At 73.2% G+C, this 26,966-nt stretch carries 23 protein-coding genes, 1 pseudogene and 1 riboswitch; of the genes and pseudogenes, 8 read left to right on the forward strand and 16 right to left on the reverse strand.

Going from position 1 to position 26,966, the window contains the following annotated elements:
* Window positions 1-3 precede the first annotated feature (3 nt).
* Window positions 4-639 carry a DedA family protein gene (locus tag ABTY04_RS00390; RefSeq protein WP_352211058.1) on the reverse strand — a complete coding sequence of 212 codons (636 nt, stop codon included), beginning with the start codon at window positions 637-639 and terminating at the stop codon, window positions 4-6.
* The gene (locus tag ABTY04_RS00395) at window positions 636-1,412 is read right to left on the reverse strand and encodes an MBL fold metallo-hydrolase (RefSeq protein WP_352211059.1); all 777 of its coding nucleotides are present in this window, start codon (window positions 1,410-1,412) and stop codon (window positions 636-638) included. Before ABTY04_RS00395 ends, ABTY04_RS00390 begins: the two co-directional genes overlap by 4 nt.
* 153 nt (window positions 1,413-1,565) lie before the next feature.
* Between ABTY04_RS00395 and ABTY04_RS00400 the strand changes: the two genes are divergently transcribed.
* The 4 genes from ABTY04_RS00400 to ABTY04_RS00415 all read left to right on the forward strand — a co-directional run bounded on the left by ABTY04_RS00400 (window position 1,566) and on the right by ABTY04_RS00415 (window position 6,229).
* Window positions 1,566-1,970: a recombinase family protein gene (locus ABTY04_RS00400; RefSeq protein ID WP_352211060.1), complete on the forward strand. Its 405-nt coding sequence runs from the start codon at window positions 1,566-1,568 to the stop codon at window positions 1,968-1,970.
* A 156-nt stretch (window positions 1,971-2,126) separates the two neighbouring features.
* A complete protein-coding gene (locus ABTY04_RS00405) occupies window positions 2,127-4,232 on the forward strand; it encodes a phage holin family protein (RefSeq protein ID WP_352211061.1) in 2,106 nt (701 codons plus the stop codon).
* A gap of 74 nt (window positions 4,233-4,306) precedes the next feature.
* Window positions 4,307-5,734 carry an amino acid permease gene (locus tag ABTY04_RS00410; RefSeq protein ID WP_502996520.1) on the forward strand — a complete coding sequence of 476 codons (1,428 nt, stop codon included), beginning with the start codon at window positions 4,307-4,309 and terminating at the stop codon, window positions 5,732-5,734.
* A 54-nt stretch (window positions 5,735-5,788) separates the two neighbouring features.
* Window positions 5,789-6,229, forward strand: coding sequence for an SRPBCC family protein (locus ABTY04_RS00415; protein WP_352211062.1), 441 nt, complete (start codon window positions 5,789-5,791; stop codon window positions 6,227-6,229).
* A gap of 59 nt (window positions 6,230-6,288) precedes the next feature.
* On the opposite strand, the gene ABTY04_RS00420 is transcribed toward ABTY04_RS00415, so the two are convergent.
* Together ABTY04_RS00420 and ABTY04_RS00425 are read right to left on the reverse strand one after the other, a co-directional pair.
* Complete coding sequence (locus tag ABTY04_RS00420; protein ID WP_352211063.1) at window positions 6,289-7,875, reverse strand: RNA polymerase sigma factor; 1,587 nt, start codon at window positions 7,873-7,875, stop codon at window positions 6,289-6,291.
* A 234-nt stretch (window positions 7,876-8,109) separates the two neighbouring features.
* A pseudogene (locus ABTY04_RS00425) lies at window positions 8,110-8,361 on the reverse strand (SAM-dependent methyltransferase); the annotation flags it as partial.
* Window positions 8,362-8,549: 188 nt separating this feature from the next.
* A riboswitch (ZMP/ZTP riboswitch) is annotated at window positions 8,550-8,629 on the forward strand.
* Window positions 8,630-8,693: 64 nt separating this feature from the next.
* On the opposite strand from ABTY04_RS00425, the gene ABTY04_RS00430 reads away from it, so the two are divergent.
* Together ABTY04_RS00430 and ABTY04_RS00435 are read left to right on the forward strand one after the other, a co-directional pair.
* Complete coding sequence (locus ABTY04_RS00430; RefSeq protein ID WP_352211064.1) at window positions 8,694-9,584, forward strand: bifunctional 5,10-methylenetetrahydrofolate dehydrogenase/5,10-methenyltetrahydrofolate cyclohydrolase; 891 nt, start codon at window positions 8,694-8,696, stop codon at window positions 9,582-9,584.
* 320 nt (window positions 9,585-9,904) lie between these two features.
* A complete protein-coding gene (locus ABTY04_RS00435; protein ID WP_352211065.1) occupies window positions 9,905-11,194 on the forward strand; it encodes an NADH:flavin oxidoreductase/NADH oxidase family protein in 1,290 nt (429 codons plus the stop codon).
* 22 nt (window positions 11,195-11,216) lie between these two features.
* Here the strand turns inward: ABTY04_RS00435 and ABTY04_RS00440 are convergent, their stop codons facing one another.
* The 4 genes from ABTY04_RS00440 to ABTY04_RS00455 all read right to left on the reverse strand — a co-directional run bounded on the left by ABTY04_RS00440 (window position 11,217) and on the right by ABTY04_RS00455 (window position 15,606).
* The gene (locus tag ABTY04_RS00440; RefSeq protein ID WP_352211066.1) at window positions 11,217-12,410 is read right to left on the reverse strand and encodes an MAB_1171c family putative transporter; all 1,194 of its coding nucleotides are present in this window, start codon (window positions 12,408-12,410) and stop codon (window positions 11,217-11,219) included.
* The gene (locus tag ABTY04_RS00445; protein WP_352211067.1) at window positions 12,407-13,903 is read right to left on the reverse strand and encodes an NAD(P)/FAD-dependent oxidoreductase; all 1,497 of its coding nucleotides are present in this window, start codon (window positions 13,901-13,903) and stop codon (window positions 12,407-12,409) included. The genes ABTY04_RS00440 and ABTY04_RS00445 overlap by 4 nt, the downstream gene beginning before the upstream one ends.
* A gap of 108 nt (window positions 13,904-14,011) precedes the next feature.
* The gene (locus tag ABTY04_RS00450) at window positions 14,012-14,575 is read right to left on the reverse strand and encodes a toxin-antitoxin system, toxin component (RefSeq protein ID WP_352211068.1); all 564 of its coding nucleotides are present in this window, start codon (window positions 14,573-14,575) and stop codon (window positions 14,012-14,014) included.
* Window positions 14,572-15,606: a hypothetical protein gene (locus ABTY04_RS00455; protein ID WP_352211069.1), complete on the reverse strand. Its 1,035-nt coding sequence runs from the start codon at window positions 15,604-15,606 to the stop codon at window positions 14,572-14,574. The genes ABTY04_RS00450 and ABTY04_RS00455 overlap by 4 nt, the downstream gene beginning before the upstream one ends.
* Before the next feature lie 299 nt (window positions 15,607-15,905).
* Between ABTY04_RS00455 and ABTY04_RS00460 the strand changes: the two genes are divergently transcribed.
* Window positions 15,906-16,328: a hypothetical protein gene (locus tag ABTY04_RS00460; protein ID WP_352211070.1), complete on the forward strand. Its 423-nt coding sequence runs from the start codon at window positions 15,906-15,908 to the stop codon at window positions 16,326-16,328.
* Here the strand turns inward: ABTY04_RS00460 and ABTY04_RS00465 are convergent.
* Together ABTY04_RS00465 and ABTY04_RS00470 are read right to left on the reverse strand one after the other, a co-directional pair.
* Complete coding sequence (locus ABTY04_RS00465; protein ID WP_352211071.1) at window positions 16,314-17,105, reverse strand: helix-turn-helix domain-containing protein; 792 nt, start codon at window positions 17,103-17,105, stop codon at window positions 16,314-16,316. The genes ABTY04_RS00460 and ABTY04_RS00465 overlap by 15 nt on opposite strands.
* Before the next feature lie 24 nt (window positions 17,106-17,129).
* Entirely contained in the window at window positions 17,130-18,914 is a 1,785-nt protein-coding gene (locus tag ABTY04_RS00470; RefSeq protein WP_352211072.1) for a hydroxysqualene dehydroxylase, read from the reverse strand.
* A gap of 215 nt (window positions 18,915-19,129) precedes the next feature.
* Between ABTY04_RS00470 and ABTY04_RS00475 the strand changes: the two genes are divergently transcribed.
* Window positions 19,130-19,435, forward strand: coding sequence for a 4a-hydroxytetrahydrobiopterin dehydratase (locus ABTY04_RS00475; protein WP_352211073.1), 306 nt, complete (start codon window positions 19,130-19,132; stop codon window positions 19,433-19,435).
* Window positions 19,436-19,571: 136 nt separating this feature from the next.
* Here ABTY04_RS00475 and ABTY04_RS00485 read toward each other — a convergent pair whose 3' ends face one another.
* From ABTY04_RS00485 to ABTY04_RS00510, 6 genes are all read right to left on the reverse strand, one after another.
* Window positions 19,572-20,039 carry an RICIN domain-containing protein gene (locus ABTY04_RS00485; protein WP_352211074.1) on the reverse strand — a complete coding sequence of 156 codons (468 nt, stop codon included), beginning with the start codon at window positions 20,037-20,039 and terminating at the stop codon, window positions 19,572-19,574.
* A gap of 7 nt (window positions 20,040-20,046) precedes the next feature.
* Window positions 20,047-20,895 (reverse strand): aldo/keto reductase, encoded by an 849-nt coding sequence (locus ABTY04_RS00490; RefSeq protein ID WP_352211075.1) that lies wholly within the window; start codon window positions 20,893-20,895, stop codon window positions 20,047-20,049.
* Between the two features lie 101 nt (window positions 20,896-20,996).
* Window positions 20,997-21,827: an ATP-binding cassette domain-containing protein gene (locus ABTY04_RS00495; RefSeq protein WP_352211076.1), complete on the reverse strand. Its 831-nt coding sequence runs from the start codon at window positions 21,825-21,827 to the stop codon at window positions 20,997-20,999.
* A gap of 281 nt (window positions 21,828-22,108) precedes the next feature.
* Window positions 22,109-23,932 carry an AMP-dependent synthetase/ligase gene (locus tag ABTY04_RS00500; protein ID WP_352211287.1) on the reverse strand — a complete coding sequence of 608 codons (1,824 nt, stop codon included), beginning with the start codon at window positions 23,930-23,932 and terminating at the stop codon, window positions 22,109-22,111.
* 285 nt (window positions 23,933-24,217) lie between these two features.
* The gene (locus ABTY04_RS00505) at window positions 24,218-25,876 is read right to left on the reverse strand and encodes a serine/threonine-protein kinase (RefSeq protein ID WP_352211077.1); all 1,659 of its coding nucleotides are present in this window, start codon (window positions 25,874-25,876) and stop codon (window positions 24,218-24,220) included.
* A gap of 309 nt (window positions 25,877-26,185) precedes the next feature.
* Complete coding sequence (locus ABTY04_RS00510) at window positions 26,186-26,962, reverse strand: helix-turn-helix domain-containing protein (RefSeq protein ID WP_352211078.1); 777 nt, start codon at window positions 26,960-26,962, stop codon at window positions 26,186-26,188.
* Window positions 26,963-26,966: the final 4 nt, after the last annotated feature.

A 26,966-nucleotide genomic window follows, 5' to 3' on the forward strand; every position in this document is an offset into this window, starting at 1 on the left:
GGGTCACGGCGCCGGCGGGGGGCGCAGGCGCCGCCAGAGCGCGGGGGCCGCGCTGACCAGGAGGGCCAGGGCCACCGCCGCGGCCACGCCCTTCCACGGCTCCGAGAACAGCGAGCCGCCCAGAATGCCGATCAGGCAGTACGTCGCCGCCCAGGCGAGACAGGCCGGGGCGTCGCCGCGGGCGAACCGGCGCAGCGGGAGCCGGGCCAGCAGGCAGGCCAGCATCACCGGGATGCGGCCCGCCGGCACGAGCCGGGAGACCACCAGGACCAGCACCCCGTGTTCGTCCAGCCTGCCCTGTGCCTGGGCGAGGCGCTCCGGCGTGGCCCGCCCGCGCAGGGCCTCCAGCCACCGCGAGCCGTTGCGGGACCGCACCCCGCGCTGCCCCAGCCAGTACAGCGCCAGGTCCCCGGTGAAGGCGGCCACCGCCGCCACCGCGAACACGAACAACAGCCCGAAGGGCAGCGACTGCTGGTGGAACGCCACCACCGCCGCCGTGCTCACCAGCGCCCCCGTCGGGATCACCGGCACCAGCGCCCCCAGTGCCACCAGCAGGAACAGCGCCGGGTAGCCCACGGCCTGCCGGGTCGTCTCCGGCGGGACCTGCCCGGCCGCCGCCGCCAGCCCGTGCCACGTCACGGCAGCCGCACCCGTTCACCGTGCCCGGGCACCCGTACCGTCACCTTCGGCGCCAGCTGCCCGGCCCGCCGTACGAACTCCTCGCCCGGCGCGTGGAACTCGTGCGGCCGCACCGCGTCCAGCCCGATCGGCCAGTACGTCCCGTAGTGCACCGGCACCGCCGCCGCCGGTGCCAGCGCGGCCAGCGCCTGCGCCGCCCGGCCCGCGTCCAGATGCCCCGGCCCCAGGTACGGGCCCCAGCCACCGACCGGCAGCAGCGCCACGTCCACCGGCCCGACCTCCGCGGCCATCGCGTCGAACAGCCCGGTGTCCCCGGCGAAGTACGTCCGCGCCGCGCCCCGGACCACGTACCCGAGGGCCGGCGCGAAACGCGGCCCGAACGGCAGCCGCCGCCCGTCGTGCCGCGCACTGACCGCCCGTACCCGCACGCCGGCCCGTACGCCGACCTCGTCGCCCGGGGCCACCTCCGTGACCGCCAGCCCGCGCACCCCCGCGACCCGCGCGAGCCCCGGCACGGCCCTGCGCGCACCGCGCGGCACCAGCAGTCGGGTCCCGGGCGCCAGCCGGGCCAGCGACGGCAGATGCAGATGGTCGGCATGCAGGTGCGACACCAGGACCACGTCCGCCTCGGCCGCCTCGGGCGGGGGCAGCGCACCGCGCCGCCGCCGCAGGTGCGCGAGCCGCCGGGCGAACAGCGGATCCGTCAGCAGCCGCACCCCGGAGTCCTCGACCGTGCACGTGGCATGCCCCCACCACGTGATCTCCACCGGCACCCGGCCTCCCCGTCGCTCATGCGTCCCGGGACATCCCGGACATCCCGTATCTCCCGGTCCTCCGCAGCCTAGAGTCTGCCCGGCCGCTGCGCCCCGAACCGAAGCCCGCCGACCCCTCCTCGCCGACGGCGGATCGGAGTAGGGTCGGGCGGCATGGATGAGCTGCGCGTGGCCGCGATCGCCAGCCTGGCCCCGCTCGAAGATCTGGACACCGACCCCTTCGTCGTCGACACCAGCAGCCAGCACGCCATGTGCGCCCGCTGGGCCGCCGAGCGGGGCTACGTCGTGACGACGGAACTGCTGTTCTACGGGCTGCGTGCCGACCACTGCGGGCTCTGGCGCGACGTCGACGCCGGACAGGTCGACCTGTTCGTCGCCCCCAACCACCGGGTGCTCGCCCGCGCGCTGCGCTCCGTCGAGGAGTTCACCGCCGAGTGCGAGCGGCGCGGCGTACGGCTGGAGACCGCCGGGCTCGTCGAACCGCAGTACACCCCCGCCATGAAGGCCGAGGTGCACCGCCGGCTGTCCATGCCGACCGCCGGCTACGACGGCACGTAGGCTCTCGCCTCCGCCCCGCGCCCCGGCCGGCGCGTCCCGTACGCCCGTGCGCCACCCGTGTCACCCCGCCGTGTCCGCCGCCCTGTGCGACGCTGGAAGGTGCGGCGGGGACCGCCGGCGGGGCGCGGGTCCGGGGGAGACACGAGGCGGTACGGCGTGTGGCGAGGACGGTGGCGGACCACGGGCGGCGCCCTGGTACGGGTGATCCTCGTCTGGGCGGTGTCCACCCTCACCATGCTCGCGCTGGCCGGCATCCTCCCCGACTTCCGGCTCCAGTCCGGCGACGGCGACAGCATCACGCAGATCGGGCTGACCGCGGCCTGGGGCGCCGGAGCCTTCGGCCTGCTGAGCGCACTGGTGTGGCCGGTGCTGGTCCGGGCGCTGCTGCTGGTGCCCGCCCTGGTGCTCGGCCTGCTGGTCTTCTTCCTCAACGGCTCGCTGCTGCTGCTCGCACTCAGCCTCATCCCGTCCGGCCGCGGCCAAGTGGCCCCGGAGACCGCCGTGGTGGTGGCCGCGGTGATGTCCGCCGTCGCCTCGGCGACCTCGACCGCCCTCGCCGTGCGCGACGACGAGGCGTACCGGCGCAGGCTCTACCGGCTCGCAGACCGGCGCCGCCGCCGTCGGCCGCAGCGGGGTGCGTCCGGCGCCGGCGAGAGCCCCCCGGGCATGCTCTTCCTCCAGCTCGACGGGGTCGGGTACGAGGCGCTGCGGCATGCGGCCGGCCGCGGCCTGATGCCGACGGTGGCCGGCTGGCTGGACGGCAGCCACCGCATCGCCTCCTGGCGCACCGACTGGTCCAGCCAGACCGGCGCAAGCCAGCTCGGCATCCTGCACGGCTCCAACTTCGACGTGCCCGCCTTCCGCTGGTACGAGAAGGACACCGGCGAGGTGGTGGTCTGCAACCGGCCCACCAGCGCGGCCGAACTCCAGCGCCGGGCCGTCGCGCGCACCAGGGACGGCGGGCTGCTCACCCTCGACGGAGCGAGCCGGGGCAACCTCTTCAGCGGCGGCGCCGACCAGCTGGCCCTCGTCCTGTCGGTCTCGGCACGGCGGGGCCGGGCGAACCGCTCCCGCGCGGGCTACTTCGCGTACTTCAGCGACCCGGCCAACGCCGTCCGCACCGCGCTGTCCTTCGTCGCCGAGGCCGCCCGGGAGATCGGCCAGTCGCTGCGGGCCCGGCTGGCCCGGGAACGGCCGCGGGTGTCCCGGGGCGGGATGTACCCGCTGATCCGGGCCTTTGCGACGGTGGTCGAACGGGATGTCGTGGTGGCGGCGGTGATCGGCGACATGCTCGCGGGCCGCGCCGCGGTCTACGCCGACCTGGTCGCCTACGACGAGGTCGCCCACCATTCGGGGCCGCACGGCCGGGACACCGACCGGGTGCTGGCCCGGCTCGACCGGAGCCTCGCGCTGCTCGCCCGGGTCGCCGAGCACGCGCCCCGGGAGTACCGGATCGTGCTGCTGTCGGACCACGGCCAGAGCCCGGGCGAGACCTTCCTGGGCCGGTACGGGCTGACCCTGAAGGACCTGGTCCGCGCGGGCTGCGGGCTGCCGGTCTCCCGCCGGGCCGGCCGCACCCGCAGCGGCGCCGAGGCCCGCACGGCGGTGCTCGCGGCGCTGCACCGGCCGGTGGAGGAGGACGCGGAGGCCCACCCCGAGCGGGGCCCGGACCCGGTGGTGCTGGCCTCCGGCAACCTCGGGCTGATCTCCTTCCCGGACGTGCCGGGCCGGGCCTCGCGGGAGCGGATCGAGCGTGCGCACCCGGCCCTGCTGGCGACCCTGGCCAACCACCCGGGCATCGGGTTCCTGCTGGTGGACGGGGAGGTGCTGGGCCCGGACGGGACGGTGGCCCGCCTCGACGACCCCGGTGCGGCGGAGGAGCTGCTGGCACGGTACGGACCGGGCGCTGCACAGGCGGTCCGCCGGACCGACGCCTTCCCGCACGTGGCCGACGTCATGGTGAACTCGGCGTACGACCCGCGGACCGGGTCGGTGCACGCCTTCGAGGAGCAGATCGGCTCGCACGGAGGCCTGGGCGGTGAGCAGGGCCACCCGTTTCTGATGTGGCCGGTCCTGCTGTCGGAGCCGGGCCAGGATCTGGTGGGCGCGGAGGCGGTGCACGAGGTGCTGCGGCGCTGGCTGCGCGAGGCGGACGGCCCGCAGCTGCCGCTGACGGCCCCGGCGGAGGATCCGCGGCCGGAGGCCCGTTCGAGCGGAGCCTTTCCGTCCGCAGGGGTGCCCGTACAGGACGAAAGCACGTGATTTGGCGCGGCTTTTCGTGTGTCCGACGATATGTCGTCCTGTCCGGCATATGAAACACCCGAGGCGTACCACCCGTGAGCTCCACCCTGCCCGCCCCTGCCCCGACACCGCCTTCGACGACGCCGGGACCGGCGCCGCAGCCGCCGCCGGCCGTCGAGGAGGCGGCGGGCCCGCACGCCCGGCGTTTCGGCCTCCCGATTGCGACCTGCCTGGTCATGGGCAACATCATCGGCGGCGGGATCTTCCTGCTGCCCGCCTCGGTGGCGCCGTTCGGCACGATCAGCCTGGTCGCCTTCGGCGTGCTCACCGCCGGCGCGATCGCCCTGGCCCTCGTCTTCGGCCGGCTCGCCGAGCGGCTCCCGCAGACCGGCGGCCCGTACGTCTACGCCCGCGCCGCGTTCGGTGACTTCGCCGGCTTCCTCGCGGCCTGGAGCTACTGGATCACCACCTGGGTCTCGAACGCGGCCCTCGCGGTGGCGGCGGTCGGCTACCTCAGGGTGCTCTTCCCTGCCATCGGGGAGCACAAGGCGGCGATGTGCCTGGCCGCCCTCGCCGTCCAGTGGCTCCCGGCGCTCGCCAACCTGGCCGGCACCCGCTATGTCGGTACCGTCCAACTGGTGTCCACCGTACTGAAGTTCACCCCGTTGCTGCTGGTCGCCGTGGGCGGGCTGTTCTTCTTCGACCCGGCGAACCTCGGCCCCTTCCGGGCCACCGGTCAGAGCCCCGTCGGAGCGGTCTCCGCCGCCGCGGCGATCCTGCTCTTCAGCTACCTCGGCGTGGAGTCGGCCGCCGTCAGCGCGGGCGAGGTCCGCGATCCGGCCCGCAACGTCGGCAGGGCCACGATCCTGGGCACCGTCGGCGCTGCCGCCGTCTACCTCCTGGGCACGCTCTCCGTCTTCGGCCTGGTCCCCCACGACAAGCTGATCTCCTCCCAGGCCCCCTTCACCGACGCCGTCAACGCCATGTTTTCCGCGGACGGAGGGGCCGGCGGCACCTGGGGTGGCGTTCTCGTCGCCTGCGCGGCCGTGATCTCGATGGTCGGCGCCCTCAACGGCTGGACCCTGCTCAGCGCGCAGACCCCGTACGCCGCCGCCCGCGACGGGCTCTTCCCGAAGGTCTTCGAGACGAAGAAGCGGGGCGTCCCGGTGGCCGGCGTGCTCGTCACCGCCGTGCTGGCGTCCGGGCTGACCGTCTACAACTACACGGCGGGCTCGGCCGGCGTCTTCGAGATCCTGGTCCTGGTCACCACCTTCACGGCCACCGTGCCCTACCTGCTCTCTACCGCCGCGCAGATCTTCTTCCTGCTCTCCGGCCGGTCCGATCGGGTCCACCGCGGCCGCCTGGTCCGCGACGGCGTCCTCGCCGCCTCGGCCTTCGCCTTCTCGATGTGGCTGGTCGCCGGATCCGGCTACGCGGCCGTCTACCAGGGGACCCTGTTCCTCTTCGCGGGCGTCCTCGTCCACGCCGCGATGTCCGCGCGCAAGGCCCGCGTCACCGCCTGACCTGCGCGGTAACGTGGAAGGAGGAGGGAAATCAGGGGGCAGTAAGGGGTCGCCATGTCCGCGATCAGACAAAGCATCGACATTTCCCGCAGTCCCGAAGACGTCTTCGAATACGTGACGGACCCCACGCATCTGCCGGAGTGGCAGGACAGCGCCGTCTCCGCCCGGCCGCTCGACGGCGCACCCCTCCACGTCGGCTCCAAGGTCGCCGTCACCCGGCGCATGGGCAAGCGGGAGTTCCCGATGACCATGGAGGTCACGGAGCTCGACCCGCCGCGCAGCTGGCACATCCAGGGCGTCGACGGGCCCGTACGCGGCGATGTGCGAGGGACCATCGAACCCCTCGACGGCGGAAAGCGCTCGCGCGTGACCCTGGACCTCGACTTCGAGGGCCACGGCATCGGCAAGGTCGTCGCGCCGCTCGTGGTCAAGCCGTACGCCCGCAGGGAGATGCCGCGCAACGAGGAGAAGCTGAAGCACCTGCTGGAGAACTGACTCCCCCGGGGCGCCGCCCTCGGGCCGGTCTCGCGACCGGCCCGGGGGCGTGGCCGGGATCAGTCCAGGTAGTCGCGCAGCACCTGCGAACGCGACGGGTGGCGCAGCTTCGACATCGTCTTGGACTCGATCTGGCGGATGCGCTCACGGGTGACCCCGTACACGCGGCCGATCTCGTCCAGGGTCTTCGGCTGGCCGTCGTTCAGGCCGTACCGCATGGAGACCACGCCCGCCTCACGCTCGGAGAGCGTGCCCAGGATCGACTGGAGCTGCTCCTGGAGGAACGTGAAGGAGACCGCGTCGGCCGGGACGACCGCCTCGGAGTCCTCGATGAGGTCACCGAACTCGCTGTCGCCCTCCTCACCCAGGGGGGTGTGCAGGGAGATCGGCTCGCGGCCGTACTTCTGGACCTCGATGACCTTCTCAGGGGTCATGTCGAGCTCCTTGCCCAGCTCCTCCGGAGTGGGCTCCCGGCCGAGGTCCTGGAGCATCTGGCGCTGGACGCGGGCCAGCTTGTTGATGATCTCGACCATGTGGACGGGGATGCGGATGGTGCGCGACTGGTCGGCCATGGCACGCGTGATCGCCTGCCGGATCCACCAGGTCGCGTACGTGGAGAACTTGAAGCCCTTGGTGTAGTCGAACTTCTCCACGGCGCGGATCAGGCCGACGTTGCCCTCCTGGATCAGGTCCAGGAAGAGCATGCCACGGCCGGTGTAGCGCTTGGCCAGCGAGACCACGAGACGGAGGTTGGCCTCCAGCAGGTGGTTCTTGGCACGACGGCCGTCCTCGACCAGGATCTCCAGCTCGCGCTTGAACGCGGGCTTGTGGTCCTTCTCCTCTTCGAGCTTGTACTCGGAGAAGAGACCCGCCTCGATGCGCTTGGCGAGCTCGACCTCCTGCTCGGCGTTGAGGAGCGGCACCTTGCCGATCAGCTTGAGGTAGTCCTTGACCGGGTCGGCGGTGGCGCCGGCCACCATGACCGTCTGCGCCGGAGCGTCGTCCTCGTCGTCGTCGGACAGGACGAAGCCCTGGGTGCCGCCGGCCTTGGGGGCCTCCTCCTCGACGTCGTCGACGAGGTCCTCGGCGGCCCAGTCCTCACCCTCGGCGACCGGGTTCTCACCCTCGTCGGCGTCCTTGGCGCTGGTCTTCTTGGCCGCGGCGGTCTTCTTCACCGCGGTCTTCTTCGCGACGGTCTTCTTGACCGTCCGCTTCTTCGGGTCGGCGGCGTCGGCCGTCACCTCGTCCGCGGCAGCGGCGGCCGGCGAAGCGGATATCGCCGCCGCGGTGGTCGGGGCCGGGCTGGTGGCCGACGCCTTGCGCGCACCGATGGGGCGCGGCGCTGCCGCCGCCTTCTTGGTCACGGTGCGGGCAGGCGCGGCGGCCGCCTTGCGGGGCTTCTTCGCGGCAGCCTTCGTGGCGGGGGCGGCGCTGACGTGCAGCGCGACACCCTCCTCGTCCAGGACCTGGTTCAGGCTGCGCAGGACCCGCTTCCACTGGTCCACCGGGATGCGGCCGGCCTCGAAGGCCTGGCGCACATCGTCACCGTTGATGTGACCCTGCTCGCGGCCGCGCTCGACGAGCGCGACGAGGGCCTCCGATTCGGCGATCTCCGGAGGGAACGTACGGGACGGGCTGAGCGACACAAGGAGCCTCTCGTTGCGAACAGATAGGGAGTGGGCGGGACATCATCGCGCGGACTCGGGAAACAGGCCCGAGGGGGGTCTGTATTCCGGGGCCGCGCGAGGACACCTGTCGGTTCATCGCATGCCCGAGTCGATTCGTTACGCGCTGAATTGAGTGACCTGCGCCACGCTGTGGGCGCGCAACCGATCGGCTGGGAAACCGTCCGCGCCTCCGCCGCCCTCCCGTCGGCCCGTTTTGCGGGCCTCGATGAGGAAACGGGCGGTGTGCGCCACGAACGGACCGTCGCGTTCGATCTGTTCGTGGAGCTCGCGCAGCCGGTCCCGGTACTGCCCGACCGTGAAGCCGGGCACCATCCAGATCACCTTCCGGAGGAAGTAGATCACGGCTCCGATGTCGTGGAACTCCGTATCCGGTCTTTCGGAGCGCAGATCGACGACTTCGAGGCCGGCCCTGGTGGCGTCGGCGACCGCGTCCTCGGGGTGCCGGCCGTCGAGCCAGGAGAAGTCCCAGCCGTCGACGGAGACCGACTCGGCTTCGGCGACGAGGGAGTCGAAAGTACGCGTCATGTCTCAATCGTCCCCGGCGGGGCGCCTGTGATCCACCGGTTTTGCCGGATTTCCGGCCCTCGGGGTCCTCGCGGGCTCCGGACGCGCCGGCCAGGTCCATTAGAGTGGGGGCGGGCCGTGACTGGCGTTCGGGTGGATCACCACCGGGGAGCGGCCCGGCGCACCTGCCGTGCGCCCGGCGTACCGCACGTACACCGACTGCCGCGCGCCTGGGCGAACCGCGATCCCGCAGCGACGCTCAGGAGACCCCCATGACGACCGCCCAGACCCTCCAGCCTGCCCGGACCGCCCGGCTCATGGACGGCACCGCCCTCGCCCGCCGCATCTCGGAGCAGACCGCCGCCCTCGCGGCGAAGATCACCGAGCGCACCGGCACCGCCCCCTGCCTCGCGACCGTGCTGGTCGGCGAGGACCCGGCGTCCGTCACGTACGTACGGATGAAGCAGAACCGCTGCGCCAAGGCCGGAATCACCTCCCGCCACGTGGAGCTGCCGGCCGAGACCACCACCGAGGAGCTCGTCGCCGCCCTCACGGCCCTCTCCGAGGACCCGGAGATCAGCGGCATCCTGCTCCAGCACCCGGTCCCGCACCACATCGACGAGCGCGCCGCCTTCGAGGCCATCGCCCCGGGCAAGGACGTCGACGGCGTCACCATGCACTCGTTCGCCGCCATGGGCTTCGGACTGCCGGGCTTCGTCTCCTGCACGCCCGGCGGCATCATGCGGCTCCTCGCCGAGTACGACGTGGACCTGACCGGCAAGCACGCCGTCGTCGTCGGCCGCAGTGCGATCCTGGGCAAGCCGGCGGGCATGCTGCTGCTGGAGCAGAACGCCACCGTCACCTACTGCCACTCCCGCACGGTGGACCTGCCCTCGATCGTGCGCCAGGCCGACGTGCTGGTCGCCGCCGTCGGCAAGGCCGAGTTCATCCGCGGCGAGGACATCAAGCCGGGCGCCGTGGTCCTGGACGCCGGCTACAACGAGGGCAACGTCGGCGACGTCCACTTCGAGTCGGCCGCCGCCCGCGCCTCGCTGATCACCCCGGTCCCCGGCGGCGTCGGCCCGATGACCATCGCCGTCCTGCTGGAGCAGACCGTCCGGGCGGCCGCCGCCCAGGCCGGGCTGGAGCTCGCGGACCTCTGACGCGACCGGCACCCACCCCCGTACGGGAACGCCCCGGGCCCTTCGGCCCGGGGCGTTCCCGCGTGTCCGGTTTCTTGCGGCCTTCTCGCGGCTCTCGTGCGGCCTGGCGGCCCTGCCGGCCGCCCGGCCTGCGACCGGAAGGCACGGCTTCCGCAGCGGGTGACGCGGCCCTCACGGCGGGTGCCGGGACGGCCTTCTGCCCCAAGCGCCCCAAGGGAATCACCAGTGCCGGCACCCGGCCGGAGCCGTCGCGAACCGGTTCCCGCAGCAGCCTGCCGGGGGCCGGGGAGGGGGCTGTATCTTTGCGCCCGGGCGCGGGGATGACACGTGCAACACGCTTCCTGGGGGAACTGCTGATGGACCTGTTCACGCCACTGGAGCTGCCGTGCGGGACGGTCCTGCCGAACCGCCTGGCGAAGGCCGCCATGGAGGAGAGCCTCGCCGGGCCCGGCCAACTGCCGGACGAGCGCATCGAACGGCTCTACCGCCGCTGGGCGCAGGGCGGCGCCGGACTCCTGATCACCGGGAACGTCATGGTCGACCGCCGCGCGCTGACCGCACCGGGGACGATCGTCCTCGACGCCCGCTCCCCGCTCGACCCCTTCCGCCGCTGGGCCGAGGCCGCAACCGGCGCCGGCGGCCGGGTCTGGATGCAGATCAACCACCCGGGCCGGCAGGTCGGCTCCGAGATGCCCGGCACGGCCTGGGCGCCCTCCGACATAGGCGTGAGCCTCGGCAAGCACACCAAGCGCTTCGCCCGCCCCACCGCGATGACCGAGGCCGACATCGAGGCCACCGTCGCCCGGTTCGCGGTCACGGCCCGCCGGGCCGAGCAGGCCGGCTTCGACGGGGTGCAGATCCACGCCGCCCACGGCTACCTCCTCAGCCAGTTCCTCTCCCCGCTGGTCAACCGGCGCACCGACCGTTGGGGCGGCAGCCTGGAGAACCGGGTCCGGCTGCTCACCGAGGTCGTCGGGGCCGTCCGCGCGCAGGTGGGCTCCGGCTTCGCCGTCGGGGTCAAGCTCAACACCGCCGACTTCCAGCGCGGCGGCTTCGACACCGAGGAGGCGGCGCAGGTCCTCGCGGTCCTCGGCGGCCTCGGCGTCGACCTGGTCGAACTGTCCGGCGGCAGCGTCGAGAGCCCGGCCACCCTCGGCCGCACCGCCGACCGGCGGACCCTGGAGCGGGAGGCGTACTTCCTCGCCTTCGCCGAGCAGTTCCTGGACTCGGCCACGGTGCCGCTGATGCTGACCGGGGGGATCGGCCGCCGGCAGACCGCGCAGCGGGTCCTGGAGCGCGGCGTGTCCGTCGTGGGACTCGCCTCGGCCCTGGCCTTCCGCCCCGACCTGCCGGCCCGCTGGCGCGTCGGGGAGGACGTACGGGTGACCGTGGAGCGGCTGCGGTGGAAGGACCGGGACCTGGCCGGCGCCGGAATGCTGGCCTTCGTACGGTTCCAGCTGCACCGGCTGGCCCGCGGTCTGGAACCGCGCCCGGAGGCCTCCCCGCGGGCCACGTTCGCCCGCGACCAGCTCCAGCACTGGCGCAGGGTGCGGGCCTACGGGGCCTGGCTCGCCCGCAACCCCGAGTCCGAGGACGCCCTCGCCGGCTGACGGCAGCCGCCGCGCGGGCCGCTCAGAGGGCGACGGGGTCCCTTCGTACGGCCGCCACGATCGGGGAGGCCCGGAACTCCCGGGCCAGCGCGGCCAGCGGCCGGGAATCCAGGCGGTACGGCTCGGGCAGCCCCTGGCCGGCCTCGCCGGGGGGTTCCCCGTCGCCGTCCGCCAGGTCCGCGGCCTCCCGGCGCAGGCAGGCCGCGGCGAGCATGGCCGCGTCGGCCACGACGGAGGCCCGCGCCTCGCACATGCCCTGGCCGAGCGCGGCCTCGTACGCGGAGCCCCGGACGGCCGGGTCGAACCAGCGGCTCAGGGCCAGGATCCCGTCGTCGATCACCGATTCCCGGTGGATCAGCCGGATCCCGATCGGCGACCACCAGGTCAGCGGCACGATGGTCACGCTCGACGCGGCGAATCCGCGCAGCGCCTTCCACAGCGGGTGCAGCCGCCGGTACTGGCTGAAGTCCCGCCAGGCCGCCGAGCCGCCGACCAGCGGCACGATGAACCCCGACCCCACCATCAGCGCCGCCGCGGAGGCGAAGGGCGGGGCCACGTACGTGGACAGGCCGTCCCAGTCGCGGCCCGCCCAGCGGGCGCCCACCGCCATCCACTTCGTCACGAGGTAGCCGAGGTCCAGCGCCCCGCCGAGCACGATCATGGCGAGTCCGGTGCGCAGCGGGCGCAGCGAGGGGCGTACGCGCAGCAGCCACTTCCAGCACAGCAGGGTGAGCGTCGAACTGCCCACGGTGTGCGCGAGCAGGTAGCAGACGATCATCTCGCGCAGCCAGGGAGTGTTCGCGTAGTAGGTGTCCAGGTCCCTGAGCCGCTCGACCGGGGCGTCGCCGATCGCGAACAGGGCGACGATGAGCAGCGTGACGGCGCCGAACACGGCGACCGTCAGCCGGGTGGCCCGCCGTACGACCGCGGGCGGTCCGCCGCCCCAGTGCAGGACGAGGACGATGCACGATCCCGAGAACGCGGTCAGCGCGCTGTACACGAGCGGAGCCGAGAAGTTGACGATCCCGGTGAGCCGGTTGACCGCGGAGATCGTCGGGGGCGCCGCCAGGAACATGACGAGGCAGCCGACGACGAGCAGGGTGCACACGGCCCGCATGAGCGGCTGGTCCCAGCCCCGGCGCAGGGTCGGTGCCTTGATCAGCAGCGCCAGGATCATCACCGACCCCGGAACGTAGAGGATGAGACCGTCGGTCATCGCGCCTGACCGACGGGACCGACGGGACCGACGGGACCGGCCGGGCCCATGGGGTCGGCGGGATCGGCCGGGTCCGCCGGCCCGACCGGCCCGGAACCCTGGTCGAGCCCCGCGACGGCCCGCTCGGCCGCCGTCAGCGGCGGCGCCTTCGGCGCACCCTGGTCCGAGGCGCGCAGCACGTGCCAGACCACCGACGGGCGCAGCCAGTACGTGGGCGGGCTGCTCATGGTGATGACCTGGAGGAACGCGGCGGTCAGCGCCTCACGGGTGGTGGCCCCGGTCATCAACCGGTTGACGTACGCGTTGAGCAGCCCGGCACCGGCCCGCGGCTTCATGCCGGTGGCTCCGGGATACAGGATGTCCTGCGAGGTGGCGAGCTCCCAGGCGGTGGCCACCTGCGGGACCAGCGCCCGCTGTGCCTCGCGCCCGAAGGCGGGATGGCCGGGTCCCTTGGCGCGCAGCAGGGTGCGTACAGCGAGCAAGCCCTGCGCGGCGACGGTCATCCCCTGCCCGTAGAGCGGGTTGAAGGTGGCGACGGAGTCGCCGACGGCGAAGAAGCCGTCGGGCAGGTCCGCCTTCTCGAAATAGACCCTGCGGTTGGCGGTCCCCTGGGTGACGGCGACGTCGGTGAGGGGCTTCCTGCCTTCGAGGAGCTCGCCGACGACGGGATCGCGTATGCCCTTGGCGAACGGGATGAACTGCTCCGGATCCCCGGTGGGCTGGCCGCCGCGGGTGCCCGAGAGGGTGGCCTGCCACTGGCCGTTCTCGATCGGGACGATCGTCGCCGTCTGGCCGGGTACGTACATCCGCGGATCGGACTGCACGTTGACGATCGGGAAACCCATCTCGTGGGCTCCGGCGGGCGCTTCGAAGATCCGGGTCGCATACACCAGGCCGGAGTCGACCTGGGCCTGTCTGATCCCGCCGACCCCGAGCTCCTGCAGCCACGCCCGGGCCCGGGAGCCGCGCCCGCTCGCGTCGACCACGAGGTCGGCGGTCAGCAGCCGGCCCTCCTCCTCGGGGGTGTCGACACGGACGCCGGTGACGCGGGCCGCCGTGCCCTCCAGGGCCCGTACGCGGCTCTGCTGGAGCGTGGTGACGCCACGCAGGCCGGTCACCCGGGCGCGGACCACCGAGTCGAGGAGGTCGCGGCTGCACGAGATGTTGAACTGCTTCTCCCCGCAGCGCGGGATCCAGCCCTGGGCGGTCATGGTGACCAGGTCGGTGGGCAGGCTGCGGCGGATCGCGCCCGCCGCCGTCCAGTCGTCGGTGATGCCCGGGAGCAGCTTCTCGATGGCGCGCGCCCCGCCCGACCACATGACGTGGACGTGCCGGGCCTGCGGGAGTCCGCGCCGCGCCGCCGGGCTGTCGGGCAGCGTGTCGGCGTCGATGATCGTGACCGTCGCGTGCTCGGCGAGCACGGCCGCCGCGAGCAGGCCGGCCATGCTGCCGCCGATGACGACGGCGTGGCGGGGCGGGGAAGACTGGGTCATCGTGGTGCTCTCTGTCAGGGCCGCGCGGGGGCAGCGGCGCGTGAGGTGCGTCGGCAGGAGGAGACGGCGTTCACCGGGGCGTCATCGGCACGCCGCGCGGGCGTGCACTCAACGGCCCCAGCCGAGCGAGGACTTGATGCGCTCGATCGCCTCCGGGAACTGTTCCTCGCGGGGCCCCGGCAGGAACGCCTTCAGGAGCTGGCCGAGGTACAGGCCGAAGGTCTCGGCCCTGACCTCCGCCGGATCCTCCCGGTCGGCGCGGGCCGCCGCCTGCCGCACCACACTGCTCAGCCCGGTCTCCGAGTGCAGCAGCTCGGCCAGACCGCCCCGGCGTCCCGTGAGCCGGGCCGCCACGGCCATGCCCGGGCCGTGGCTGTCGCAGGTGCCTTCCTCCAGGTGCCATAACTCGTGGCAGGCGATGACGAGCTGGTGCTCGGGCCGGGTGCGCTCCTCGATGACGAGCAGGTCGCGCTCCTCCATCTCCAGCCACAGCCCGCTGGCCGTGTCGGGCGGGAATCCGGCGAACCGGAACTCCACCGGCCGGCCGCCGCGCCGGCGGCCGTACGCGGCGCACAGACTCCCGATGATCCCGGCGGCGTCGGCCGGCCGCGCCAGGCGCGCCTCCGCCAGCAGATCTCCGCCGAGTTTCCGCATGGTCCGTGTGGTCCTCATGGCGCTCCCCCCTCGGCAGCCTTCCGGTCGTCCGGCACTGCCACGCGGTACGGGCGTTCGCCGCCCGCACCCGGCCGCCCCAGCTGGCCCTCGCGTGCCAGCAGGTCGTCGAGGTGGTCGGCCAGGGACTTCCAGCCCGCCGGAGAGAGCCGTCCGGCCCGCGTGACGATGCTGCGTACATCGTGCGCCCGCAGTACGGCGAGCATCGGGTTTTCCGCGTTCCGTCCGGCGGTTTCCAGCTCCCGCTCGATCCCGGCGAGGGCGGTGGCGAGCGCCTCGGTTTCGTCGGCCAGCAGGAAGCCGCCGTCGACCCCGTAGAAGCGCTGGATCCCGGCGGCCGCGGCGAGGTTGGGCAGGCCCTCGCCGCGCGCGAGGCGGGTCAGCGACTGCCCCGACGCGTCGAAGGACTGGGCGATGGCGGCGAGCGAGTGCGCCTGGCCGTCGGGGCGCGGCCGGGTGCGCCGCAGGTGCTCGAACCGCTGGTGCACCTGCTCCTTCAGCGGGAGCCGGGGCGGTGCCCCGTCCAGCGTGAGCCGGATGTCGTGCGGGGGCATGCCCGTCAGGTACGAGAGGTGGTCGAGGTCCTGGGTGCCGCCGGAGCCGGTGGCCGCGAGTGCGCGTTCCACCGCGCACTGGCTGTCGGCGAGGAGGAAGCCGGAGTAGACCCCGAAGAACCGCTGCACGCCCGCCGCGTGGCCGAGACGGGGCAGCCCGGTGCCCGCGTTGAGGGGGCCGAGGGAGGCGCCGGGCGCCTGGAAGTCCTCGGCGATGGCCGCGAGGGACCACTCCCGGCCGTGCTTGTCGCGGCGGGTGGCCCGCAGCCGCAGGAAGCGCCGGTGCACCCGCCGGCACAGGGGCACCTCGGGTGCGGTCCCGGCCAGGACGCGGGGAATGAGCGCGGGATCGACTCCGCAGAGGCGGCTCAGCCGCTCCGGGCACAACACCTCGTCCGGGTCCCGGCCGCTCCGCTCCGCCAATGCCGCGACGCGGGCCCAGGCCGGGGCCGGATCGGGTCGGGCGGAGGCTGGCACCGTGAGGTTCTCCGTATGTCGAGAGGACGTTCGAGATCTTCGGCTCCGTGAAGCGTAGCCCTCAGCCCCCCGGCGAAACAGGAGAACCCCAACGTTTCTTGCGATGTGAGTCAAAGAAGGTTGGCACGCCCACCGGCGGCGCCCTCATGACCCCGGAGGTAATCGACCCCGGCGCGGGGCGGCGGCACAGTGGAGCCATCGGGTTCCGAGACCGCGCACTCGGCCTCGGAACCCGTTCCCACCAGCGCATCCGGCCGTTCCGGCCGAGCGCCCCCGACCTTGACGGAGGCTGATCCGCCATGTCCGCAACCCTGCTCGGCAGCGTCGCCCGCACCACCGTCCCGCAGACCGCGCTGCGCCGCTTCCTCGCCCTCGACTCCGTGGTCACCACCGGGAACGGCCTCGCGTACGCGGCCTTCTCCGCCCCGCTCGGCCGGCTGCTCGGCGTCGGCCAGGCCGCCCTGCTCGAACTCGGCGTCTTCCTGGCCCTCTTCGGCGCGGGCGTGGGATGGCTGGCCTCGCGCCGCCGGCCCCCGGTCCTCCCGGTGAAGTTCGTGATCGGGGCCAACTGCGCCTGGGCCGCGCTCAGCCTGGTCTCCCTCCTCCTCTGGGACGCCCCCACCACCGCCGGCCTGGTGTGGATCCCGATGCAGGCCCTCACCGTCGCCTCCTTCGCCCTGCTCCAGCAGCTGGCGCTGCGGTCGGCCTCAGGGCCCCAGTGAGCGCAGGTACTTCACCGTCGCCGGGTCGGCCGGGAGGAAGGTCTCGATGGCCAGCTCGGCGACGGTCACGTCCATCGGCGTGTTGAAGGTCGCGATGGACGACACGAAGGAGAGCAGCTGCCCGTCGTGCTCGATGACCAGCGGCAGCGCGATGTACGGCACGGGCTCCTCGGGCGCCGCGTCCCCCGGCCGGTCGGCGACCGGATAGGCGGACACCTCCTCGTACAGTGCGCGCAGCGGCGCCGAGCGGGCCAGCGCGATCTGCCGCTCCATCTGGGCCAGCAGATGGCCGCGCCACTCCCTGAAGTTGTGGATCTTCGGGGCCAGGCCCTCGGGGTGCAGGGTGATCCGCATGGCGTTCAACGGCGGGGCCAGCAGGTGCTCCGGCAGGCCGTCGAGCAGCATCGCGATGCCGCGGTTGGCGGCGACGACGTGGTACGTGGCGTCCACGACCAGCGCGGGGTAGGGCTCGTAGCCGGTCAGCAGCCGTTCGAGGCCCTCGCGCAGCGGCCCCATCGAGGGGTCGTCCAGCGGGGTCTGCGCGTAGTGCGGGGCGTAACCCGCCGCGAGCAGCAGGTCGTTGCGCTCGCGGACCGGTACGTCGAGGCGGTCCGCGAGCCGCAGGACCATCTCCTCGCTCGGCCGGGACCGGCCGGTCTCGATGAAGCTGATGTGGCGGGAGGAGGAGTCGGCGCGGCCCGCCAGCTCCAACTGGCTGATGCCGCGCCGCTCCCGCCACGTGCGGAGCAGGGCGCCGACAGACGTCGTGGTGGTCATGCCCACGACGGTAGCCCAGGAGGGTCACCCCAGGTCGAAGATGTTTCGCAGGCCGAGGCGGTGGCGCCACAGGTCGTGCCGCCTGAGCGGCTCCAGCTCCGGGGCCCGGTACATCGGCTGCACCGCGCACCGCTCGGCCTTCGAACCGTCGCGGTCCAGCAGGGCGTTGACGGCGGCGCGGGCCGAGGCGTTGGCGCCCTCCATCGTCGCCAGGTCGATGTCGACGGCCACGTAGTCCCCGCTGAGGAAGAAGTTGGGGACACGCGTCTCCGCGCTCGGCCGGTCGGGGAAGGTGCCGGTCGGGTGGATCAGCAGCTGGTCCTGGTTGGTCGGGTCGGGGGTGCCGAGCCCGTCCACCCCCGGGTCCAGGAACCACGAGTGCAGGGTGCGGTCCGTCAGCAGGGTCTTCCCGGTGTCGTTGAGGGAGGCCTTCAGCTGTGCCCACACCTCGCGGGCGACCTCCTCGCGGGTGCACTGCTTGGCCGTCTTCCCGTACAGGATCCCCGGCTCGTCCCAGTCCGAGACGTCCACCGACAGGCAGTCCACCGCCGTTCCGTCGCCGTAGTCCGCCGGGAAGTCCCGGGAAGGCCAGTGCTCGGCCTGCTGGATCGCCGTCAACGACCAGGGGGAGTCGATGCAGTTGAGGTGCCCGTGGACGAGGGGGGCGCGCTCGGTGAGGTAGAACTGGATGCCGGTCATCCAGTCGGTCTTCAGCCGGTCGCAGCGGCCCAGCATCGGGTCGGCGGCGCGCAGCCCCGCGCTCCAGGTGCGCCGGGCGTGCTCGACCGGCAGGGCGCTGACGTAGTGGTCGGCGGTGACGGTCTGCCGGGCCCCGGCCGGGTCCAGGGCCACGACCCCGCTCACCCGGCCGGCCCCGTACTGCACCTCCTGCACCGTCCAGCCCATCCTGAACTCCACGCCGAGGGAGCGCAGATGAGCCTCCCACGGGTCGATCCAGGCCTCGTTCGTCGGCAGGCTGAGGATCCGGTCCGGCGGGCCGTCCGCGCCGCGCCCCAGCGCGTTGAAGACGAAGGCCTCGCCCAGGGTGCCGACCGTACGGGTGGAGGCCTCCTCGGCCTTCGTCGCGACGATGTTGCGGGTGATGCCGACAGCGAGGATGCGCTGGTACTCGTTCGACATCTGGGCGGCGCGTACGAACTCCCACCAGGGGGTGTGTTCCCAGACCTCGTTCCGGCGCTCGTCGCAGCTGGTGAGGAAGACCAGTACGCGGTCGGCGAAGTACGCGCTCTCGTGCGGCGGCAGGCGGACCAGCGACTGGACGATGCCGGTCAGGGCGCGGCGGATCTCGTCGGGCGTCAGGGTGGCGGGGGAGTGGCCGGGCCAGGGGATGGGTGCACGCAGGTCCTCGCGGCCGCCCGACCGGGCGAACATCATCTCGGGCGGGGCGACGAGGTTGTCCCACACGCCGCGGGCGTTGCCGGGGAACGGGATGCGCCGCATCGTGTCGGGCAGGTTGTGGTAGATGCCGGGGATGAAGCGGAAGCCGTGCTCGGCGGGCAGGGGCCGGCGGCCGCCGCGGGCGCTGCCGGGGACGTCCATGCTGCGGGCCTTGCCGCCGAGCGCGCGGCGCTCGTACACGGTGACGGCGTAGCCGCGTTCGGCGAGTTCGTGGGCCGCGGTGAGTCCGGCGACCCCGCCGCCGAGGACGGCGACCCGGCGGCCGGCCGCGGCGGCGGCCCGGGCGTGGGCGTGTGCGGGGGCGGCCGCCGCCCCGGAGGCACCCAGCGCCCCGGCGGCGGCCGCCGCACCCGCGATGAACGTGCGCCTCGAACTGCCCGTGCGCGTCATGAAGAAGCCCCTTTTGGTGTCCGGAACGGAGGTCCAGTGCGGATTACCGGCGGTAACAGTCACGTTCGGCGCAGGAGCATAGGGGCGCCGCCGCAGACCCGGAAGGCGCGGAAGCACCCGCACGCACTATGGCGCGAAACCTTCCCTCCGGCGCACGCTGTGGGAACCTTGACCCCACGTCAGAAGTCGGGCCCGAACGGTGAAGGAGCATGCCGATGGCAGACGAGCCGCTTTCGCAGAAGGAGATCGAGGACCGGCTGCGGGAACTCCCCGGCTGGGCCTTCGAGGATGACCGGATCATCCGCACCTACCGGCTGGGCACCCACTTCGCGGCCAGCGCGCTCGTCGCCCACATCGCCGCGGTCCAGGACGAGTTGAACCACCACTCCGACCTCACCCTCGGCTACAACACGGTGCGGGTGTCGGTGAACACGCACAGCGCCGGCGGCGCCGTCACCGGCACCGACTTCACCCTCGCGGAACGCGTCGAGGCCATCGCCCCCGCCCACGGCGCGAGCTGACGACGAGAGCGAAGACGCTGCTCGACCACGACGCCGAAGCCGAGGCCTACGACGCCGTCCGCGGTGGCACGCCGCGCGCCGAGGCCGCCGCCACGGCGGTCCTCGGCCGCGTGTGCGAAGACGTCCGCGCGGCGAGCTACGAGGCGGCCGTCTCCGGCCGACCCCCGCCCCGGGCCGGGAGGACCGGCTCCAGGCGCCACCACTGCGACGGTGAGTCGGTGTCCTCGCACTGGCGGGCCCGGCCCTCCTCGTCCGCCTCCAGCGGCAGCCCGCTGATACAGGCGATCAGGGACACCACACCGGGATCGTCGAGATGCTCCTCGACGATCCACTCCTGCGCGCCGAACGCGTTCGGCCGCCACACCTGGACGCGGGTGCCGCTCTCCGTCGACGCGTTCGCGACGTCCAGCCGCTTGCCGTTGTGCACGCTGACGATGTGGACGATCCCGCCGCCGCTGTGGACCGGGGAGATCCGCCACTCCCGGCCGGCCGGGGGCCCGGGCGGGCCGTCCGGGCCCACCCCCACCCCGGTCCCGCCCTCCAGCCGCAGCAGCAGACCGCCGGCGACGTTCCGGATCCGGTAGACCCCGTCGGGCAGGCTCATCCGCGGTTCAGACATCGAAGACGGCCGGGTCCGGACCGATCCGCCCGGCCGAGGGACCGGTGGCCAGCGCGTCCAGCGCGGCGAGGTCGGCGGCGTCCAGCTCGAAGCCGAAGACGTCCAGGTTCTCCCGGATCCGCGACGGGGTCACGGACTTCGGGATCACGATGTTCCCGAGCTGCAGGTGCCAGCGCAGCACCACCTGGGCGGCGGAGCGGCCGTGCTTGGCGGCTGTCTCGGCGACGGCCGGGAGCGTCAGCAGCTCCTTGCCCTGGCCGAGCGGCGACCAGGCCTCGGTCGCGATGCCGAGACGGCCGTGCAGCGCGCGCAGCCCGGCCTGCGGGAAGAGCGGGTGCAGCTCGATCTGGTTCACGGCCGGGACCAGCGCGCTCTCGCCGCCGAGCCGTTCCAGGTCGGCCGGACGGAAGTTGGACACGCCGACGGCACGGGCGCGGCCGTCCGCCGCGATCTCCTCGAAGGTTTTCCAGATGGTGAGGAAGTCGTCGCGCATCGGGCGCGGCCAGTGGATCAGGTACAGATCGATCTGTTCGAGGCCCAGCTTGGCGAGGGAGCCGTCGAACGCGCGCAGCACGTCGTCGCGGCGCCAGGTCCGCGAGCGCCCGTTCCACAGCTTCGTGGTGACGAACAGCTCCCCGCGCGGCACCCCGGCGGCTGCGATGGCCTTGCCGGTGCCCCTCTCGTTGCCGTACGCGGCCGCCGTGTCGATGCTGCGGTAACCCGCCTCCAGCGCGGTCCCGACCGCCTGCTCGGCCTCGGAGTCCGGGATCTGGAAGACGCCGAACCCGAGCCGGGGCATGAGCGTGCCGTTGTTGAGCCGGATGACGGGTACCTGGTTCACGTCTGGGCCGTTCCCTCGGATCGTCGGGCGGGTACGAGGGGCGACAACCAGCCGCCCTGGAGAGCCTATTCCCGCCAGGGCCCGGACGGGCGGACACACCGTCAGGAAACGCCCAGATAGGCCTCCCGGACGAGCGGATCGGCCCGGATCGCGGCGGGACTTCCCTCGGCGAGGACCGTTCCCAGGTCCAGGACGACCACCCGCGTGCAGAGGTCCATCACGAAGGCCACGTCGTGTTCCACCAGCAGCACCGCGCACCCCTCTTCCGCCGCCAGCCGGCGCACGACCGCCGCGAGCTGCTCCCGTTCGGGCGCCGACAGGCCGGACGCGGGCTCGTCCAGCAGCAGCACGCGCGGCGGATCGGCCACGGCGCGGGCCTTCTCCTCCACCAGCAGTAGTGCGGTCCCGGCGTCGCGGAGCTCGGTGAGCAGCGCGTACACCTCCTCGGTCACGCGGGGGGCGAGCGCCAGCGACGGCTCGTCGGCGATCAGCACCCGCGGCGGGCGCTGCAGCAGCGGAGCGAGGGCCAGCATCTGCTGCTCCCCGCCGGAGAGGGCCCCGGCGGCGACGCCCCGCCGCTCCCGCAGCCGCGGGAACCGCGCGTACACGGCGTCCCGCTCGGCGGGGTCCTCCAGGTACAGCGCCAGGTTCTCCTCGATGCCGAGGGAGGGGAAGATCCCCCGCGCCTCGGGAGCGAGCAGCACACCGCTCCGGGCCCGCCGTACGGGCCCGTCACGGGTCACGTCCCGCCCGTGGACGAGGATCCGCCCGTCCGCGGCGGCCAGGGCTCCGGCGGCCACCCGGCACGCGGTGCTCTTCCCGGCTCCGTTCGGCCCGAGCACGGCCAGGATCTCCCCCGGCCGCACCGCGAGATCCACCCCGCGCAACACCGTCCCACCGCCGTACCCGGCCCACACCCCGTCCAACTCCAACGCGGGAGCTCCAACCGGACCCGGATACACCCCGGCCGACGCTTGAGCTCCGCCGGCCCCGCCGGTGTTTGAGGCGCAGGGGTCCGGGGGCGGAGCCCCCGAGGGGGTCAGGGGCGGAGCCCCGGTTCCGGGAAGGGGCGGGGTGGGGGAGAGTCCCGCAGGGTTCGGGCCCAGGTCGGCAGCCCCTGCGGGCCCGGCAGCCACCGCTCCTCGCCCTGTCCCCACAGCGCGCACCGTAGGCGTCCCCACTGACACCCCCGCGGCCCGGCAGGCCCGTCCGGTCAGGCCTGGTAGAGGGCCGCCACTTCCATCGCGTACGCCTTCTCGATCGCCCGCCGCTTCAGCTTCAACGAGGGCGTCAGCAGGCCCCGTTCCTCCGTGAACTGCTCCGCCAGCACCCGGAAGGTGCGGATCGCCTCTGCCTGTGAGACCAGCGTGTTCGCGGCGACCACCGCCCGCCGCACCTCCGCGGTGAGATCCGGATCGTGGATCAGCTGCGCCGGTGGCAGCTGCGGGAGCCCGCGCATCGACAGCCAGTGCGCGACGCCCTCCGGGTCCAGCGTGAGCAGGGCGGCCACGTACGGCCGGTCGTTGCCCACCAGCACGCACTGTGCGACCAGCGGATGCGAACGCACCCGCTCCTCCAGGGCGGCCGGGGCGACGCTCTTGCCGTTGGAGGTCACCAGGATCTCCTTCTTGCGCCCCGTGATGGTGAGGTAGCCGTCCTCGTCCAGCCGGCCCAGGTCGCCCGTCGCCAGCCAGCCGCCCCGGAGCACCTCCTGCGTGGACCGGGGGTCGTTGAGGTAGCCGGTGAAGATGTGGCCGCCGTGCAGCCAGACCTCCCCGTCGTCGGCGATGTGCACGCTGCTGCCCGGGATCGGCCGGCCCACCGTGCCGTACTTCGTCGCGCCCGGCGGGTTCGCGGTGGCCGCCGCGCAGGACTCGGTCAGGCCGTAGCCCTCGAACACCGTGATCCCGGCCCCGTCGAAGAACAGCCCGAGGCGGCGCGACATCGCCGACCCGCCCGACATGGCGTGCCGCACCCGGCCGCCCATCGCCTCGCGGACCTTGCCGTACACCAGCTTCTCGAAGAGCTGGTGCTCCATGCGCAGCCCGGCCGAGGGTCCCGGCCCGACGCCGAACGCCTTCTGCTCGCGGGCCTCGGCGTACCGCACGGCCGTCTCGACCGCCCGGTCGAAGGGACCCGTACGCCCCTCCGTCTCCGCCTTCCGGCGGGCCGCCGCGAAGACCTTCTCGAAGACGTACGGAACCCCCAGCACGAACGTCGGCCGGAACGCGGCCAGGTCCGGCAGCAGCTCGGCCGCCGCCAGCACCGGCTGGTGCCCGAGCTTCACCCGCGCCCGCACGGCCGCCACCTCCACCATCCGGCCGAAGACGTGGGCGAGCGGCAGGAACAGCAGGGTGGAGGGCTGCTCCCCGGGCCCGGCCTGAAAAACGGACTCCCACCGGGCCACCATCGTGTCGGCCTCGTACATGAAATTGCCGTGGGTCAGGACGCAGCCCTTCGGGCGCCCGGTCGTTCCCGAGGTGTAGATGACGGTGGCGACGGCGTCGGGCGTGACCGCGGCCCGGTGCCGGTGCACCAGGTCCTCGGCGACCCCGCGGCCGTCCGCGACGAGCGCGTCGACGGCCCCGGCGTCGAGCTGCCACAGCCGCCGCAGGTGCGGCAGCCGCTCGATGACGGACCCGACGGTCATGGCCTGGTCCTCGTCCTCGACGACACAGGCGGTGCAGTCGGAGTCCTGCAGGATCCAGTGCACCTGCTCGACGGACGAGGTCGGGTAGACGGGAACGGGCTGGGCGCCGATCGCCCACAGCGCGAAGTCGAACAGGGTCCACTCGTAACGGGTCCGCGACATGACGGCGACCCGCTCCCCGAACCGGACCCCCTGGGCCAGCAGTCCCCGGGCGAGCGCGAGCACCTCGGCGGCGAGCTCCCCGGAGGTCACGTCCCGCCAGACCCCGTCCTCCTTCCGCCCGAGCACCACCCGGCCGGGATCCTCCTGGGCGTGCCGGAAGACGGCGTCGGCAAGCCCGCCGACGGGTGCCGCAGTAACGACCGGTGGGACGGTGATCTCGCGCATGCCCCGCTCCTCTCCGCGCAGCGCGGCGACGCTACCCCACACCTCTGCGCGGTCGATCACCGCGAGAAGACCTCCACAAGACCTCCCCAGGGCAGGGCGCAGGCCCCGTCGACGGATCCGGCCGGAGGTGGGGAAGCGCCGGCCGGGAAGTAACTCCCCGCAGCGCAGGACCGGAAACGCGCAACGTCGCGTCGATCCCGTACCGATCCGGGGCCGGGCCCGAGCCGGGCCCGAGCCGGGCCCGAGCCGGGATCGGTACGGGGATCGGTACGGCGGCGCGGATGCTCAGCGGGCGGCGGCCGCCGGCCCGCCCGGAACGAAGGAATCCAGCGCCGTGTCGAAGTGGCTCCGCGCCTCCGCGAGCCGGCCCACGGGCGCGGACACCCAGACGTCGTACATGCGCCCGTTCTCGTTCCAGCAGACGTCGAAGGTGTGCCGGGCGCCCTCGGCCGTACTGAAGCCGTTCCAGGTGAACTCCCAGAGGGCGGCGGGCAGTCCGTTGTGGGTGGTCGGCACGACCGCGCCGTCGCGGTAACCGGGGTTGGTGGCCGGGCCGCTTGCGTGCGAGAGCCGCATGACGCCGACCGGCCCGTCGGACGACGCGGAGGTCACCTTGACGCCGATCCGGAAGGCCCCGTCCGGCGAGATGTAGAAGACCCGCTGGTCGTCGGTGGCGCGCTCGAAGCCGTCGGGTACGGCGAGGCTGAATCCCTCGGGGTCGGCCACGGACCGGTACCCGGCGGGCGCGGGCTTGGCGGGCGCCGACACCGGCACGGACACGGTCCGGGTGGGCGCCGCCGCCGGCGCGGGGGAGGTCTGGGCGGGCGTGGCGGCGGCCGGGCTCGAACCGGAGGCGGCGCCCGCCGTCTGGTCGCCGAGGCGTGCGGTGACGGCCACGGCTGCGGTGACCGCGATGACGAAGAGCGCGGCGACCAGCCCCGCCCGGACGGCGGGCCGGATCCGCCGGGCCCGTGCCGGGGAAGGGGCGGCCGGCCGGGTGACGTGTTCGGTCGGCGAGTACCCGACCGGGGCGGCGACCGCGGCGCCCGCGCCGGACACGGCCCCGCGCGGCGGAGACGACGGCGAAGCAGGCGGCGCCGGGCCGAGGACCGGGTCGACGACGGGCATCGTCCCGGTGCTCACGTAGGCCGACAGCAGCCGCTCGGCCTCCGCCGCCCCCATCCGCCGCTCCGGGAGGCGCTCCAGCAGGCCGCGGATGACCGGGATCAGCGGCCCCGCCTGCGCCGGGGGCCGGATCTCCTCGTACACGACGGCATGCAAGACCCCGCCCAGCGAATCGCGGTGGAACGGCGACTCGCCGGTCAGCGCCGCGCACAGCAGCACGCCGAGCGACCACAGGTCGGACTCGGGTCCTGCGGCGGCTCCCTGCATGCGCTCGGGCGAGGTGTACTCGGGCGAGCCGACGAACGCGCCGGTCTCGCTGATCGTGGTGGACCCGGCGAGCCGGGCGATGCCGAAATCGGTGAGCACCACCCGCCCGGTCCCCGCCTCCATGAGGACGTTGGCCGGTTTGACGTCGCGGTGGAGCACCCCGCGGGCGTGCGCCGCGGTCAGTGCGCCGAGCAGGGCGAGCCCCGTCCGCGCGGTCTCGGCGGGGCTCAGCGGCCCGTCGGCGCCGAGCCGGTCGGCCAGCGATCCGCCGTCGACGAGTTCCATGACGATGTGGGGGCGCCCGTCGTGCTCCACGACGTCGTGCACCACGACGACGTGCGGATGCCTGACCTGCGCGACGGTGCGGGCCTCCCGCAGGGCGCCCTTCGTCTGTGTTCCCCCGTCGACGTGGAGCTCCTTGACGGCGACGGGACGCCCGAGGAGCTCGTCGGTGGCCCGCCAGACGGTCCCCATGCCGCCTCGGCCCAGCCGCTTTTCCAAGCGGTAGCGCCCGGCGATCACGCTGCTGTTGTCCGGCCCGTCGTGCGACACGTTGTTTCCCCTCCGACACCGTGGGGCCATGATGCCGCACCACCGGATCCGGCCACCGCGCACCGGGAAGGGAATGCAAAAGAACCCCACCGGAGTGGGGTTCTTCCTCTGTTCTGTCTGTGTCCGAGGGGGGACTTGAACCCTCCACTCGGGCACCAGCTTCTTACTTCACTGACCTGCATGAACACCCTCGTGGAGGGCGCCCAGGGCCAGCCATGGTTGGTCACCCTCACCTGCTGTTCCTCGGTGTTTCGGACCGCTGTTGGTCATGCGTTGGTCACGTGACCGACCCGCCCCCGCAGCGGTTCTTTACTCCGGAGGTCGGCTGTACTGCTCCAGCGCAGCCTTCGATGTGGACCGGTCTACTAGCCGCAGTTCCCACGGCCCCGTGTTCACATCGAAGTCCTTGCCGAACCCGACCCACTTTCCCGCCATGCGTCGGCCGGTCGGTTCCACAAGCATTTGAACTGCTCCGTGGTAGCGGGCGCCGTTGTAGTAGCCGTCCGAAGCGGTCTGCTCCACCCACGAGCCAGTGACCACGTTGCGATCCACGGTCAGGTCCAGGGTGAGGGGGCTGTCCGGGTTCGAGGACGCACCGGGCAGGCTCTGAGCCGTCAGCCGGTTCCCATGCTGGACGATCACTACATAGTGCTTGCCCTCATAGGTCTCATCCCGACTTGACGAGAAGAACTCGTAGCGGCTGAGCCACACCCCCGAGTAGGTCTCGGCGGCCGTCTGAGCCGCCTGAGGGGTTGCAGCAGCGGAGGTGACCCCGTCTGCTCCCGCATCCATGTCATGCCCTCCCTTGCCGTCAGCGTGGACCCTAGCCATCGGTACCGGCAGGGTGAACCCCAGGGCCTCCACCGGACGGCCCGTGACCCGCTCTAACGCCCTTGCGTACACGCCCCGGGGTGTCTTACTTGTCCCTGACTCCCAGCGCTGTACCAGTCGCTTCGATGCCTCGTTGTGCTCTCCGAGTTCTACGCCTGCCCGACGGATGGCCTTGGCAAAATCGTCTTGGCTCATGCGCAGGCCGATACGTACGGCCCGCAACACATCATTCGGCACTACGGCGGTCGTCGTCATGACG

It is taken from the genome of Streptomyces sp. NPDC097981 (assembly GCF_040302565.1).
Taxonomy (GTDB): Bacteria; Actinomycetota; Actinomycetes; order Streptomycetales; family Streptomycetaceae; genus Streptomyces.